Origin of the sequence: Leisingera sp. ANG-M7, from assembly GCF_000813965.1 — a bacterium.
In the GTDB taxonomy this organism is placed as follows: domain Bacteria; phylum Pseudomonadota; class Alphaproteobacteria; order Rhodobacterales; family Rhodobacteraceae; genus Leisingera.
On record NZ_JWLI01000005.1, the window covers coordinates 276,307 to 289,621 of the forward strand.

Consider the following 13,315-nt stretch of genomic DNA (forward strand, 5'->3'; position numbering starts at 1 on the left):
CGTTGGGGGGCGGGCGCTGCCTGGCCTCTCGGCCAGGTAAGTCAATCGAGAACGGAGTGCGTGCGACATGACCAAACCCCTCGGTGTAATCCTCGCTGGCGGCCTCGCCACCCGGATGGGCGGCGGCGACAAGGGGCGGCTGCAAGTTGGCGGTCAAAGCCTGCTGTCCCGCGTTGTCGACCGCTTGTCGCCACAGGTTGCAGGCCTGGCGCTCAACGCCAATGCTGATCCGGAACGGTTTGCCGACTTGGGCCTGCCGGTTATTGCCGACTCGATTGAAGGCTTTGCCGGGCCGCTGGCAGGCGTTCTGGCTGGCCTTGACTGGGCGGCAGAGCAGGGGGCGGACACCATCGTGACCGCCGCGGCCGACACGCCTTTCTTTCCGCAGGATCTGGTCGCCCGGCTGACCGCAGCGTCCGACGACATGGAACAACCGCTGGTTCTCGCCACCACCCCGCGCACCGGTGACGAGGCACTAAAATCCGGCGGCGGAAAGCGCGTCAACCGGCACCCGGCCTTTGGTCTCTGGCCCGTGGCCCTGCGCGATGACCTGCGTGCCGCGTTGCATGACGGCTTGCGCAAGGTGGTCCTCTGGACCGACCAGCACAACGGCCGCGAGGCGCTGTTTGAGGCAGGCCCCTTCGACCCCTTCTTCAACATCAACACGCCAGAGGATCTGGCCAAGGCCGAGGCGCTGCTGAAATGAAGATCTACGGCGTCACCGGCTGGAAGAACAACGGCAAGACCGGGCTGATGGAACGGTTGGTGGCAGAGTTCTGCGCCCGCGGGTTTTCTGTTTCTACCATCAAGCACGCCCATCATGCGACGGACGTGGACCAGCCCGGCACCGACAGCCACCGCCACCGGCAGGCCGGCGCCTCCGAGGTGGTGCTGGCCTCCGCTGGCCGTATTGCAATCATGCAGGAACTGCGCGGTGCGGCAGAGCCGCCGCTGACGGAGCTGCTGGCTCGCCTCAACCCCGTCGATCTGGTGCTGGTGGAGGGCTACAAGCGCGAACCGCACCCCAAGATCGAGGCTTACCGGCAAGATGCAAGCACTGAGCTGATTGCGCCGGGGGACACCAGCATCCGGGCCGTCGCCAGCGACACCCCGCTGGAACTGGACCGCCCGGTGTTCGATCTGAATGGCACCGCAGCAATTGCGGATTTCATCCAGTCGGAATTGGGGCTGTGACCCCCTTTGATGCCGTTCTGACTGTTGACTGGTCCGCTGCCAAGCGCAAACCCAAGCGGCCCAGCAAGGACGCGATCTGGCTTGGTGTCGCGCGAGGCAGGACCGCAGAGCAGCCGGTTTACTGCCGCAGTCGGCAGGAGGCAGAGGCTTGGATCAGCCGCTTTCTTGCTGCGGAGCAAGCTGCCGGGCGGCGGGTGCTGGCAGCCTTTGATTTCCCTTTCGGATACCCGCGCGGATTTGCGCGCCGGATCACCGGATCGGATGACCCATTTGCATTATGGGCATGGCTGGAAGAACGGATCGAAGACGCGGAGGACGGCAGCAACAACCGGTTCGGCGTCGCCTCTGAAATGAACCGGCTGTTTGCCGGTGCCGGACCGTTCTGGGGTAAGCCCGATGAGGCAAGCTGGCCGGACATCCCCTACCGCAAGTCCGGGATCACCTATACGGACGTGGCAGAACGGCGCAGCGCGGACTTGGCGGCCAAGGCGGCCTCCTCCTGTTTTCAGCTGTTTTTCAACCCGACGGTTGGTAGCCAGGTGCTGATGGGGCTGCCGGTCCTGCAGCGGTTGCGGTTCCGGCACCAGGCCGCAGTCTGGCCTTTCGAAAACATTGCGGGCGCGCAAATTGTGTTTGCGGAAATTTGGCCAGGGTTGATCGAACCGGCTGTCAAGGCTGCAATGGCTGTTGCGGGTGAGGGCGAAATACGTGACCGGGTGCAAATGCGGCTGTTGTCGCAGGCGCTCAGCCGCCTGCCGGCAGAGGAGCTTGGCGCTATGCTGGCCGCAGCACCTGAGGAAGCACAAGAGGAGGCCTGGATATTGGGCACAGGGAATGAGGACCGCTTGAACGTGCTGGCCACGGATGAGGCGGGCGGGCTGGTGCCGCCGCCGCTCAGCAATGACTGCTTTGCTCTGCCTGCGGGCGTCGATTGGACCCCGGTAGACGATGCGCTGGCGTTGCTCAGGGACCGGCTGGGTCCGGTCACCGGCGCGGAAACGGTGCCGCTGGCTGATGCGCTTGGCCGGGTTCTGGCAGCGGAGGCGGTGGCAAAACGCTCCAACCCGCCGCTGCCGAACACAGCGGTGGATGGCTACGGGTTTGCCGGCGGCCGGGAAACGGGACCGCATGTGCTGCCGCTGGTGCAGGGGCGTGCCGCTGCCGGCGTTCCCTTTGACGGAACCGTCCCCGAAGGCCGCGCCATCCGGATTCTGACCGGTGCCGCGCTGCCCGAAGGCGTGGATACAGTGATCCTGGAGGAAGACGTCAACACCGACGGCACCGGGATCGCCTTCAACGGCCCTTTGAAACAGGGCGCCAACACCCGCAAGGCAGGCGAGGATGTCTGCGAGGGCGAGGTCATCCTGCCCGCAGGCCAGGTCATCACCCCTGCTGATCTTGCTCTCGCTTCCGCTACCGGTTTGGCCGGACTCACCGTGCGGCTGCCGCTGCGGGTGGGTGTGCTCTCCACCGGGGATGAGCTGGTCGAAGCCGGGGAGACTGCAGGCAAGGGGCAGATTTTCGACGCCAACCGCCCGATGCTGCTGGCGCTGATCCGCCAGCTGGGCTTTGTGCCGGTTGATCTGGGCAAGGCAACGGATGACCGGGAGGCTCTGCGCGTGCATCTGGACGACGCAGCGGCGAAGACGGATTTGATCCTGACCTCCGGCGGCGCTTCTGCCGGGGATGAGGACCACATGTCGGCGCTTCTGCGCGAGGCGGGCGCGATGCAGGAATGGCGCATCGCGCTGAAACCGGGGCGCCCGCTGGCGCTTGGGATGTGGCAGGGGACGCCAGTTTTCGGCCTGCCCGGGAACCCGGTGGCGGCGCTGGTCTGCACGCTGATTTTTGCCCGTCCCGCAATGGGTCTCATGGCAGGTGCCGGCTGGCAGGCACCGCAGGGTTTTGAGGTTCCGGCAGGTTTTGAAAAGCGCAAGAAACCGGGGCGCCGGGAATACCTGCGGGCGCGGGTGCGGGATGGCAAGGCGGAAGTGTTCAAGTCCGAAGGCTCTGGCCGTATCAGCGGCCTCAGCTGGGCCGAAGGTCTGGTGGAACTCGGCGACGACGCGGCGGTCATCAAACCGGGCGATCCGGTCCGCTTCATCCCCTTCGGCAGTTTTTCGATGTAGGCACAGAGCTCCCGCCCGCGGCCCGGCGCATCAATGATGCTTGCCTTCCGTTGGGCCCGGCGCCGCGCTGGCGAACGGCCAGGCAGCGGCCCGCGAGGGGCTGCCGGATCAGTCGAAGGTCCCGGCCACCCGGCCCAGCAGCATGAAGGCGCGGGCAGTGCGGGTATTTCCAAGCGCGGAAATCTCGCTGTCGGTCGCCTCGGCTTCGAAATCGGCAAACATCTGGTCGAACCGGCGCAGGAAATGGTGCGCTGCATCGCGGAAAATCGGATCCTGCTTCATCCGGGCCGCGGTCAGCGCCAGGGAGGTGCGGTCGCGCACGCCGCCAAGCGCTGCCACCGCGCGCCCGCGTGCGCCTTGTGCGAACTGGCGCCAGATCTCGGGCCGGGCCATGTCGGGGCGCAGGTCATCCATATAAATGCCGTCCTGGCTCAGCAGCGTTAGCACGTCCTGCGCCGCCTGGATCACCTGCGCTGCCTTGCGGTCGCGCAGCGCTGCACGCAACGCCGCAAAGCCTTCCGCATCCTCGGCAGTTTCCGGGAAGTTCAGCGCCCGGATGAACTGCTCGGCAGCCAAGGGCGGTGCAGTGTCCGCAGCCTGGGTGCCAAGAGCCAGCGAGCCCTGATCGGCGGCCGTCATCTCCGCCGCCTCTGCCGGAATGGCCGGGCGCAGCGGGTTGGCGCGGCGGCTGGTGTGGAATGTCGCCAGTGCGGTCTCGGTCTTGCGCGTGGCCTCGGCGATTTCCTCCAGCCGCTTGGCGACCGATGTCTCCGCCACAGCCGCATGCTGCTGGGCCTGCGCCAGATAGCTTTGGCGCAGCCCGTCGATCGCGGCCTGCAGCTGCTCGCTCTCCTCCCGCATCAGCCGGGCCGAGCGCGCGGCAGAGGCTGCAACCCACAGCATTGCCAAGGGCAGCACCACGGCCAGCACGCTGATGATCAGATCCGCCCATTGCGAAAGGCCGGTGCCTTCCGGCGCCAGGACAAATGCCCCGGTCACCACCAGCAGCCACAGCGCCCCCAGCCCGATGGCTGCCAGTTCTGCACCGCCCAAGCCGTTGGCCGCCGCGGGGCCGTCAAGCCGCCGGAGCGGCTGGCTGCCGCCGGGTTTCTGGCCGGAGCCCGGACTGCTGCTGGAGCCTGTCATGACCTCGCGGCCTCCCGGATCAGGAATATACGATCTTGAGAATCTCGTAGGCGCGCTCGCCGCCGGGCGTGCGCACTTCCACACTGTCGCCTTCGTCCTTGCCGATCAAGGCGCGTGCGATCGGGGATTTGATGTTCAGAAGGCCCGCTTCGATATTGGCCTCATGCTCGCCCACGATCTGCCAGGTCTTCTCTTCGTCGGTGTCCTCGTCCACCACGGTCACCTTGGCGCCGAACTTAATGGCGCCGGACAGTTTGGCCGGGTTGATCACATCGGCCAGAGACAGGATGCCTTCCAGCTCCTTGATGCGGCCCTCGATGAAGGACTGTTTTTCGCGGGCAGAGTGGTATTCGGCGTTTTCCGACAGGTCGCCCAGCTCGCGCGCTTCGGCAATCGCCTGGATGATGGCCGGGCGTTCGACGGATTTCAGGTTCTTCAGTTCGCTTTCCAGCGCGGCGTGACCCGTAGGGGTCATCGGGATCTTTTCCATGTGATTGGTCCAGGTCGCTCTATTGTTCTTGTCAGTATGAAAACCGCAGCCCCGCAGCATGTGCCGCGGGGCCTCCGGTCCGGTTGGCATTTACCTGACCCAATCCTGCGTCCGAATTCAAGTGGCCGCAGGGCTTTGCCGCACGCAATTCCGCCTAACGCGGCAGATTGTGCGGCTTTTCCACAGGTTTGCGCAAAAAAATGCCGCGGGCAGGGGGCGTGGGCCCTGCCGCCAGCCACAGCAGATCAATCATATTGCACCGCCTCATATTCGATGCCGTTCTCATCATGGAAGTAGAACCGGCGGCCCGGTTCGTAATCGCCATGGTTCATCGGGGTGAAGCCGGCGGCCTTCACTGCGGCCTCGGTGGCGTCCAGATCGTCAACGATCACCGCCAGGTGGTTCAGCCCGCCGATGATGCCATAGCTTTCGGGCGCTTTGCCGGCCGCAGTTCGCGGGGTGTAGAGTGCCAGATAGCTGTTTTCCCCGCCCACATGCACGGTATAGCCGCCGTTCTTGGCCTCGCCCTCCCAGCGCACATGCCAGCCAAAGATCTTCTCCATCCAGGCAGCCGTGCCATTTGGATCTGCCACAGTGATATTCGCGTGTTCCAAAACTGCGCTCATTTAAAATCTCCTTCTCATCTTGAGCAAACCTGTTGATGCGACTCACCGTAATTCCTAAACCTAACTTTAGCTCAAGCAATTTTTTCAGGGAGTTTGCCATGCCCCAGTCCGCCGGCATTTCCATCGGCTATCTGGCCGAACGCACTGGCCTCGCCGTGTCCGCCATCCGCTACTACGAGGCGCAAGGCCTGGTGGAGCCCTGGCGCAATGCAGGAGGCCAGCGGCGGTTTCACCGGGCCGACATCCGGCGGATGAGCTTCATCATGATTGCGCAGCAGTTCGGCTTTTCGCTGCCGGAAATCCGGGGCTTCCTGCGCAGCCTGCCGGGCGGCCGCACCCCGACCAAAGACGACTGGGCCCGCATTTCGGAAGACTTCCGCAGCCACCTGGATCAGCGAATCGAAACCCTGGTCAAACTGCGCGACAATCTGGACGGCTGCATAGGCTGCGGCTGTCTTTCGCTTCCGAATTGCAAACTTTACAACCCCGAAGACCGGGCGGCACAGAAGGGGCAGGGACCCCGGTATCTTATGGGAGACCGGCCTGAGACAGAGGCTGAGGCGGAAAATGCTCCTTGAGTGACGAAAATGGACGCACTTTTTGTCTCAGTTGCCTGTTTTACAGGTGTTTGACGCGGAGTTTGGATTGACCCAAGGGGGCGCCAAACGCTAAGCAGCCGCGAAAGAAAATTGCGCCCGCATGACCCTGTGGGGCCGGTAGCGAATAGAAAGCCAAGGAGCGCCGCAAATGGCCGAGATTGAACGCGAAGCGATGGAATACGACGTAGTGATCGTCGGGGCCGGCCCTGCTGGTCTGTCTGCGGCCATCCGACTGAAGCAGCTGGACGCCGACCTGCAGGTCGTGGTTCTGGAAAAAGGCTCCGAGGTGGGCGCGCACATCCTGTCCGGCGCGGTGCTGGACCCTTGCGGCCTGAACGCCTTGATCCCCGACTGGAAGGAAAAGGGCGCGCCGCTTAACGTTGAGGTCAAGGAAGACAATTTCCTGATGCTGGGCGAGGCCGGCCAGGTCCGTATCCCCAACTTCCCGATGCCGCCGCTGATGAACAACCACGGCAACTACATCGTCTCCATGGGCAACGTCTGCCGCTGGATGGCGGAGCAGGCTGAGGAAATGGGTGTCGAGATCTTCCCGGGCATGGCGTGCTCTGAGCTGGTCTATGGTGAAAACGGCGAAGTGAAGGGCGTGGTTGCGGGCGAGTTCGGCAAGAACGCCGACGGCACCCCCGGCCCGTCTTACGAGCCCGGCATGGAGCTGCACGGCAAATATGTCTTCCTGGGCGAAGGCGTGCGCGGCTCGCTCTCCAAGGAAGTGATTGCCAAATACGGCCTCTCTGACGGCAAGGAGCCGCAGAAATACGGCGTCGGCATGAAAGAGATCTGGGAGATCGACCCGGCCAAGCACAAGGAAGGCACCGTCACCCACACCATGGGCTGGCCGCTGGGCTCCAACGCCGGCGGCGGGTCGTTCATCTACCACCTGGACAACAACCAGGTTTACGTGGGCTTCGTGGTGCACCTGAACTACAAGAACCCGCACCTGTTCCCCTACATGGAATTCCAGCGCTTCAAGCACCATCCGGTGGTCGCCGACCTGCTGAAGGGCGGCAAGCGCGTGGCCTATGGTGCCCGTGCCATCACCGAAGGCGGCTGGCAGTCGATGCCGAAACTGGTGGCGCCGGGCGTGGCGCTGCTGGGCTGTTCCGCGGGTATGGTCAACGTGCCGCGCATCAAGGGCAACCACAACGCGATGCTGTCGGGCAAGGCTGCAGCCGAAGCCGCCTTTGACGCGATCAAGGCCGAGCGTTCGGGTGACGAGCTGACCGCCTATGAGGCCGACGTGCGTGAAGGCGCCATCGGCAAGGACCTCAAGATGGTCCGCAACGTCAAGCCGATGTGGTCCAAATGGGGCCTCACCGCCTCGCTGGCGCTGGGCGGCCTGGACATGTGGACCAACAACCTCTTTGGTTTCTCCCTGTTTGGCACCCTGGGCCACGGCAAGAACGATGCCCAGTCGACAGAGGAAGCCTCCAAGCACAAGCCGATCGACTACCCCAAGCCCGATGGCGTGCTGTCGTTTGACCGTCTGACCAACGTCAGCTTCTCGATGACCAACCACGAGGAAAGCCAGCCCTGCCACCTGCGCCTGGGCAATGAGGACACCCCGATCTCGGTCAACCTGCCGAAATTCGCGGAACCGGCGCAGCGCTACTGCCCGGCTGGCGTCTACGAGGTGGTCGAAAAGGACGGCAAGCCGGAGTTTGTGGTGAACTTCCAGAACTGCGTCCACTGCAAGACCTGCGACATCAAGGACCCGTCCCAGAACATCACCTGGACCACGCCGCAGGGCGGCGACGGCCCGAACTACCCGAACATGTAACGGGAACGTTAGCATTTCGGCGTGGTTTCGCCGGATTTTGTGGGGCGGTCCTTGGACCGCCCCATTGCGTGTTGACGGGCGCCGCACTACGCTTTCTTAGAAGAGCAAGAGCAGTAAACCGTGAGGGGATCCCCAGTGCCCGTATCCATTCTTCGCACCCTGTCCTGTGCGGCCCTCATGGCCGCTGCCGCCGCACCTGCCGTGCAGGCCGAAGGACTGGCAGGATCCTATCTGGCCGGACGGGCCGCGACCTACGGTAGCGACTTTGCCGCCGCGGCGCTCTACTACACCCAGGCGCTGGCACGTGACCCGCAGAACCCGCTCCTGATGGAAAATGTGGTGTTCGCCCAGCTGGCGATGGGCAAGGCGGAGCTTGCGGTGCCGGTTGCCGAACGGCTGCGCCAGACCGGTGCCCGCAGCCAGGTTGCCAATATCGTTCTGGCGGGCGGTCTTGCCGCCAAAGGCGACTATCAGGCGATCCTGGACCGTGATCTGGAGCGGGAAGCGATCCATCCGCTCGTGGACGGCCTTCTGCAAGGCTGGTCCCATGTCGGCGCGGGCTCCGTCTCCAGCGCGCTGGAAACCTTTGACCGGCTTGCCAAGGACGGCAGCCTGAAACCCTTCGTGCTCTATCACCGCGCCCTTGCGCTGGCCTCGGCCGGCGACTACGGCGGGGCAGAGGCGCTGTTTGCCGCCGAGGATGGCCGCCTTGCCACCCTCAGCCGCCGCGCCGCGGTGGCGCGGGTGCAGATCCTGTCGCAGCTGAACCGCAACGATGACGCCCGGGAGGCGCTGGCCGCAGCATTCGGCAGCAGCCTTGATCCGGGCCTTGAGGCGCTGGACGCGCAGCTCGCCAACGGCGAAACCCTCGCCTACACCATTGCCCCCAGCCCGCAGGACGGCATCGCCGAGGTGTTCTTCACCCTTGGTGCGGCACTGAACGGCGATACCGCCAATGACTATGTTCTGATGTATGCCCGCATGGCGTCCTCGCTGCGCCCGGATCATGTGGATGCCATCCTGCTCAGTGCAGGTCTGCTTGACCAGCTGGGCCGGTATGAATTGTCGGTCGCCACCTACAAGCAGGTGCCGAGCAGCCATCCGGACTATCACGCTGCCGAAATGGGCCGCGCCGAAGCACTGCGCCGCGCCGCCAAGCCGGACGCCGCCATTGAAGTGCTGGAGAAACTCGCCCGCGACTTTCCGGATCAGCCCAGCGTATACATCAGCCTTGGCGACCTCCTGCGCCAGCAGGAAGACTATGCCGCCGCCGCCCGCGCCTATGACAAAGCGCTGGACAAGACGCCTGAGGATTCCGCCAGCCGCTGGTTCTTGTTCTATGCCCGCGGCATCTGCCACGAACGGCTGGACCAATGGCCGCAGGCTGAGGCCGACTTCCGCGCCTCGCTGGACCTGGACCCGAACCGGCCGCAGGTGCTGAACTACCTCGGCTATTCGCTGGTCGAGAAAAGCAGCAAGCTGGACGAGGCGCTGGACATGATCGAACGCGCCGTCGCGGCCCGGCCGGATTCAGGCTTCATCGTCGACTCCCTCGGCTGGGTGCTCTACCGCATGGGCAAGTTTGAGGAGGCCGTCGCCCATATGGAGCGCGCGGTGGAGCTGATGCCGGTGGATCCGGTGGTCAATGACCACCTGGGTGATGTCTACTGGGCCGTGGGCCGCGAGCGGGAGGCGGAATTCCAGTGGAAACGGGCGCTCTCCTTCATCGACCCGGAGGACACAGATGGCGAAGCCGACCCCGAGCGCATCCGCCGCAAGCTGGACGTGGGCCTCGACGCGGTTCTGGCCGAGGAAGGCGCCCAGCCCCTGAAGGTGGCCAATGGCGGCTGAGGTCGCAGCACCCGCCAAGATCAACCTGACCCTGCATGTGACCGGCCGCCGCGAGGACGGCTATCACCTGCTGGATTCGCTGGTGGTCTTTGCCGATACCGGCGACCGTCTGAAACTGGAGCCGGGACCGGAGCTGTCGCTCGAGGTCTCCGGCCTGTTTGCAGAGGGCGTGCCTTCCGATCAGCGTAACCTGGTTTGGAAAGCCGCCGAGGGTGCGGGCTGGACCGGACATATCAGCCTGGACAAGCAGCTGCCGCACGGGGCGGGCATCGGCGGCGGGTCATCGGATGCCGCTGCAGTGTTGCGCACGCTGGCCGGGCAGGGCGCCAGCATCCCTGCAGACTTGCCGCTGACACTTGGCGCTGACGTCCCGGTCTGCATGGCGGCGCGCGCCTCCCGGATGCAGGGCATCGGCGGGCAGGTCACGCCGGTAGAGTTGCCTGAACTGCACGCGCTTCTGGTCAATCCCGGCGCGCATGTGCCCACCGGCCCGGTTTTTTCGGCACTCGCCTCACGACAGAACCCGCCAATGCCAGACGTCATCCCGTCCTTCAGCTCGGCTGATGAGTGTGCCATCTGGCTGGCAGAGCAGCGCAACGACCTGGAGGCCCCGGCCATCACAGTTGCACCTGAGATCGAGCGGGTTCTGTCGGATCTGCGCAACTCCCGCCAGTCTCTGCTCGCTCGCATGTCCGGCTCGGGCGCCACCTGCTTTGCCCTCTATCCTGCGAAAAAGGCGGCCCATATGGCCGCCTATGAAATCGGCGCAGAGCATCCCGAGTGGTGGTGCAGCGCAGTCACTCTAACCTGATCGGCCCCTTTGCGCACAGGGATCTCCTGCTCGCGGCTCAGTGCATCACAAATGCGCGCCCTCCGTTGGGCCGCGATGGCGCACGGCGCGGCGCTGCCATGCCCGTTCATCTTTGCGGAAATACTCCGGAGGTGAGGCCGAGAGGCCGAGGGGGCAGCGCCCCCTGGCCCGGTGTCAATTCAGCCGCGACACCACGTAATCAGCCAGATCGCTCAGCATGGTGCGGATCTCGTGGTCGGGCAGCACCTCCAGCGCAGCCCGCGCCTTGGCGGCCCAGCCGTAGGCATCCGCGCGGGTGGCCTCCAGCGTCTTGTACTTGGCCATCAGCGCCAGCGCCTGCTCCAGGTCGCCGTCTTCCTGCTTGCCCTTCTCGATGGTGCGGGTCCAGAACGCACGCTCCTCATCCGTCGCCTGCGCCACCGCCTTGATGACCGGCAGGGTCAGCTTGCGCTCGCGGAAATCGTCGCCGACGTTCTTGCCAGTGGCTTTGCTGTCGCCCTGATAATCCAGCAGGTCGTCAGCAATCTGGAAGGCAATCCCCAGCGCGTCGCCATAGTCGAACAGCGCCTTCACCTGTTCCTCCGGTGCGCCGGCAATCACCCCGCCCACCTCTGTTGCGGCCGAGAACAGCGCCGCGGTCTTGCCGCGCACCACCTGCAGATAGACGTCTTCATCGGTTTTCAGGTTCGACGCCGCGGTCATCTGCAGCACCTCGCCCTCGGCAATGGTGGCAGAGGCGTTCGCCAGAATGTCCAGCACCCGCAGGCTTTCCGTTTCGACCATCAGCTGGAAACTGCGGGCAAACAGGTAGTCACCGACCAGCACGGAACTCTTGTTGTCCCACAAAAGGTTCGCTGTCGGCCGCCCGCGCCGCTGGCCGCTTTCATCCACCACATCGTCATGCAGCAGGGTGGCGGTGTGGATAAACTCCACCGTCGCCGCCAGTTTCAGGTGATGGTCGCCCTCGTAGCCGCAGAGCCGCGCCGCCGCCAGCGTCAGCATCGGCCGCAGCCGCTTACCGCCAGCCTCAACCAGATGCGCTGTCACTTCGGGAATGCGCGGCGCGTGCTTGGAGGCCATCCGGGTGCGGATCAGCGTGTTCACCGCGTCCAGTTCCTGGCTCAGCGTTGCGGCCAGCATCTCATGCGGTTTCCTGGTCATCACTTGGTCCATCACTTTCCCGCTCGCAAGTCTCGACAAGGGGGACGCCTTGCCCTTAGATCCATCCCCATGAAAGAGCTTCTGCGTAGCACCGATCCGACGATCATGGCCTTTGCCTCAGCCCTCCTTGAGGGTGAGGATATAGACTGCTTTCAAATGGACGTAAATATGAGCATCCTGGAAGGCGGGATCGGAATTTTCCCGCGCCGCCTGATGGTTCACGAGGATGACTACGATGCTGCCGTGATCGTGATGCGTGACAATGAAATCCCGCTTGGCCGGTGAGGCCCATACGATGACAGCCTTTTCCGATGATGAGCTGACCCGCAATGGTTTCCTCGGCGGCAGGGTGCAGCTGTGGCAGCCCAGCAAGGGCTACCGGGCCGGGGTGGATCCGGTGCTGCTGGCAGCCGCCGTTCCCGCGCGGGCCGGGGAAGCGGTGCTGGAGCTGGGCTGCGGTGCCGGCCAGGCGCTGCTGTGCCTGGGCTGCCGGGTGCCGGGGCTGTCGCTGGCCGGGGTGGAGCTTCAGGCCGCTTATGCGGATCTGGCCCGCCGCAACGCCCAGGCCAACAGCCAGGATGCCGAGGTTTTCGAGGCCGACCTTTCCGCCCTTCCGGAGCCGCTGAAACAGCGCCAGTTCCACCACGTCATTGCCAATCCGCCTTACTACAAGGCGGGTGCCCACAGCCAGGCCCGCGACGATGGCCGCAAGGTGGCGCTGGGAGAGGGCACGCCGCTGGCGGACTGGATCGCCGCTGCGGCCCGCCGCCTCGTACCCAAGGGGTATTTGCATATGATCCAGCGCGCCGACCGGCTGCCGGACATCCTGGCGGGCTGCGCCAGTGTCCTGGGATCGGTTGAGGTGCTGCCGCTGGCGCCGCGCCAGGCCCGCGCGGCAGAGCTGGTGATCCTGCGCGCACGCAAGGGCGGGCGGGCGGATTTCCGTCTTCATGCGCCGCTGATTCTGCACGAAGGCAGCCGGCATGAGCGTGATGGAGAGAGCTACCGCCCCGAAATCCGCGCCATCCTGCGCGATGGCTCCGCCTTGCCTTGGCCAGGCTGAGGGGCCTTCAGACGCCGCGCCAATGTAGGAATGCCACCTAAGTGTTTCAACCTCTGGCGAATCCGTTCATCCGGTTTTCTGCAAAAACGCGCTAGGTCCTGCGGCAAAATGCGCGGCGCATAGCCGATATGAAAATTTCATGACAAAAATAGTGCGGCTGCAGCGTGACAGACGCGGAAACATATGCTCCACTCTCTAGGTCAAACACATCTAGCTCAAAGAAGGAGGGTTACCATGAGCCTCAGCTCGCATCTGACCGAACTTAAGAAGAAGCATGAGCATCTGAGCATGGAAGTGGAACAGGCCCAACGATCGCCCAGTACCGACGATCTGGAAATCGCAGCAATGAAAAAGCAAAAGCTGAAGCTGAAGGAAGAAATCACACGCCTGACAGCTGAAGCCGTCTGAAGAGTTCCCGCCGGGTCATAGACCGGCACAGTCAACGGG

The 13,315-nt window shown here is 64.4% G+C and carries 14 protein-coding genes; 10 read left to right on the forward strand and 4 right to left on the reverse strand.

Annotated features, from left to right (window positions below; genetic code table 11):
• Positions 1-67: 67 nt before the first annotated feature.
• From mobA to RA26_RS06840, 3 genes are read left to right on the forward strand one after another with little or no spacing between them, the layout of a single operon-like run.
• Positions 68-706 (forward strand): molybdenum cofactor guanylyltransferase MobA, encoded by a 639-nt coding sequence (gene mobA / locus RA26_RS06830; RefSeq protein ID WP_039181706.1) that lies wholly within the window; start codon positions 68-70, stop codon positions 704-706.
• The gene (gene mobB, locus RA26_RS06835) at positions 703-1,194 is read left to right on the forward strand and encodes a molybdopterin-guanine dinucleotide biosynthesis protein B (protein ID WP_039181709.1); all 492 of its coding nucleotides are present in this window, start codon (positions 703-705) and stop codon (positions 1,192-1,194) included. The genes mobA and mobB overlap by 4 nt, the downstream gene beginning before the upstream one ends.
• Positions 1,191-3,323, forward strand: coding sequence for a molybdopterin-binding protein (locus RA26_RS06840; protein WP_039181712.1), 2,133 nt, complete (start codon positions 1,191-1,193; stop codon positions 3,321-3,323). Before mobB ends, RA26_RS06840 begins: the two co-directional genes overlap by 4 nt.
• 108 nt (positions 3,324-3,431) lie before the next feature.
• On the opposite strand, the gene RA26_RS06845 is transcribed toward RA26_RS06840, so the two are convergent.
• The 3 genes from RA26_RS06845 to RA26_RS06855 all read right to left on the reverse strand — a co-directional run bounded on the left by RA26_RS06845 (position 3,432) and on the right by RA26_RS06855 (position 5,585).
• Entirely contained in the window at positions 3,432-4,469 is a 1,038-nt protein-coding gene (locus tag RA26_RS06845) for a hypothetical protein (protein ID WP_039181714.1), read from the reverse strand.
• Between the two features lie 19 nt (positions 4,470-4,488).
• Complete coding sequence (gene greA / locus RA26_RS06850) at positions 4,489-4,959, reverse strand: transcription elongation factor GreA (protein ID WP_039173961.1); 471 nt, start codon at positions 4,957-4,959, stop codon at positions 4,489-4,491.
• Between the two features lie 245 nt (positions 4,960-5,204).
• Complete coding sequence (locus RA26_RS06855; protein ID WP_039181716.1) at positions 5,205-5,585, reverse strand: VOC family protein; 381 nt, start codon at positions 5,583-5,585, stop codon at positions 5,205-5,207.
• Positions 5,586-5,683: 98 nt separating this feature from the next.
• Between RA26_RS06855 and soxR the strand changes: the two genes are divergently transcribed.
• From soxR to RA26_RS06875, 4 genes are all read left to right on the forward strand, one after another.
• Positions 5,684-6,163 (forward strand): redox-sensitive transcriptional activator SoxR, encoded by a 480-nt coding sequence (soxR, locus tag RA26_RS06860; protein WP_039181718.1) that lies wholly within the window; start codon positions 5,684-5,686, stop codon positions 6,161-6,163.
• A gap of 169 nt (positions 6,164-6,332) precedes the next feature.
• Positions 6,333-7,982 (forward strand): electron transfer flavoprotein-ubiquinone oxidoreductase, encoded by a 1,650-nt coding sequence (locus tag RA26_RS06865; protein WP_039181721.1) that lies wholly within the window; start codon positions 6,333-6,335, stop codon positions 7,980-7,982.
• 135 nt (positions 7,983-8,117) lie between these two features.
• Complete coding sequence (locus RA26_RS06870) at positions 8,118-9,833, forward strand: tetratricopeptide repeat protein (RefSeq protein ID WP_039181724.1); 1,716 nt, start codon at positions 8,118-8,120, stop codon at positions 9,831-9,833.
• On the forward strand, positions 9,823-10,644 hold the full coding sequence (locus RA26_RS06875; RefSeq protein WP_039181728.1) for a 4-(cytidine 5'-diphospho)-2-C-methyl-D-erythritol kinase: 822 nt from the start codon (positions 9,823-9,825) through the stop codon (positions 10,642-10,644). Before RA26_RS06870 ends, RA26_RS06875 begins: the two co-directional genes overlap by 11 nt.
• 174 nt (positions 10,645-10,818) lie before the next feature.
• On the opposite strand, the gene RA26_RS06880 is transcribed toward RA26_RS06875, so the two are convergent.
• Entirely contained in the window at positions 10,819-11,817 is a 999-nt protein-coding gene (locus RA26_RS06880) for a polyprenyl synthetase family protein (RefSeq protein ID WP_039181730.1), read from the reverse strand.
• Positions 11,818-11,874: 57 nt separating this feature from the next.
• Here RA26_RS06880 and RA26_RS06885 point away from each other — a divergent pair, with 57 nt between their 5' ends.
• The 3 genes from RA26_RS06885 (at position 11,875) to RA26_RS22355 (ending at position 13,276) form a co-directional block, all read left to right on the forward strand.
• Entirely contained in the window at positions 11,875-12,090 is a 216-nt protein-coding gene (locus RA26_RS06885; RefSeq protein ID WP_039181733.1) for a putative signal transducing protein, read from the forward strand.
• 10 nt (positions 12,091-12,100) lie between these two features.
• The gene (locus RA26_RS06890; RefSeq protein ID WP_039182089.1) at positions 12,101-12,868 is read left to right on the forward strand and encodes a tRNA1(Val) (adenine(37)-N6)-methyltransferase; all 768 of its coding nucleotides are present in this window, start codon (positions 12,101-12,103) and stop codon (positions 12,866-12,868) included.
• A 234-nt stretch (positions 12,869-13,102) separates the two neighbouring features.
• Positions 13,103-13,276 carry a YdcH family protein gene (locus RA26_RS22355; RefSeq protein ID WP_019297104.1) on the forward strand — a complete coding sequence of 58 codons (174 nt, stop codon included), beginning with the start codon at positions 13,103-13,105 and terminating at the stop codon, positions 13,274-13,276.
• The last annotated feature ends 39 nt before the right edge of the window (positions 13,277-13,315 follow it).

What these genes read in the sequence shown, in the direction of transcription:
- mobA (WP_039181706.1), top strand. Translation starts at nt 68, where the DNA reads ATGACCAAACCCCTCGGTGTAATCCTCGCTGGCGGCCTCGCCACCCGG.
- mobB (WP_039181709.1), top strand. Translation starts at nt 703, where the DNA reads ATGAAGATCTACGGCGTCACCGGCTGGAAGAACAACGGCAAGACCGGG.
- RA26_RS06845 (WP_039181714.1), bottom strand. Translation starts at nt 4,469, where the DNA reads ATGACAGGCTCCAGCAGCAGTCCGGGCTCCGGCCAGAAACCCGGCGGC.
- greA (WP_039173961.1), bottom strand. Translation starts at nt 4,959, where the DNA reads ATGGAAAAGATCCCGATGACCCCTACGGGTCACGCCGCGCTGGAAAGC.
- RA26_RS06855 (WP_039181716.1), bottom strand. Translation starts at nt 5,585, where the DNA reads ATGAGCGCAGTTTTGGAACACGCGAATATCACTGTGGCAGATCCAAAT.
- soxR (WP_039181718.1), top strand. Translation starts at nt 5,684, where the DNA reads ATGCCCCAGTCCGCCGGCATTTCCATCGGCTATCTGGCCGAACGCACT.
- RA26_RS06865 (WP_039181721.1), top strand. Translation starts at nt 6,333, where the DNA reads ATGGCCGAGATTGAACGCGAAGCGATGGAATACGACGTAGTGATCGTC.
- RA26_RS06875 (WP_039181728.1), top strand. Translation starts at nt 9,823, where the DNA reads ATGGCGGCTGAGGTCGCAGCACCCGCCAAGATCAACCTGACCCTGCAT.
- RA26_RS06880 (WP_039181730.1), bottom strand. Translation starts at nt 11,817, where the DNA reads ATGGACCAAGTGATGACCAGGAAACCGCATGAGATGCTGGCCGCAACG.
- RA26_RS06885 (WP_039181733.1), top strand. Translation starts at nt 11,875, where the DNA reads ATGAAAGAGCTTCTGCGTAGCACCGATCCGACGATCATGGCCTTTGCC.
- RA26_RS06890 (WP_039182089.1), top strand. Translation starts at nt 12,101, where the DNA reads ATGACAGCCTTTTCCGATGATGAGCTGACCCGCAATGGTTTCCTCGGC.
- RA26_RS22355 (WP_019297104.1), top strand. Translation starts at nt 13,103, where the DNA reads ATGAGCCTCAGCTCGCATCTGACCGAACTTAAGAAGAAGCATGAGCAT.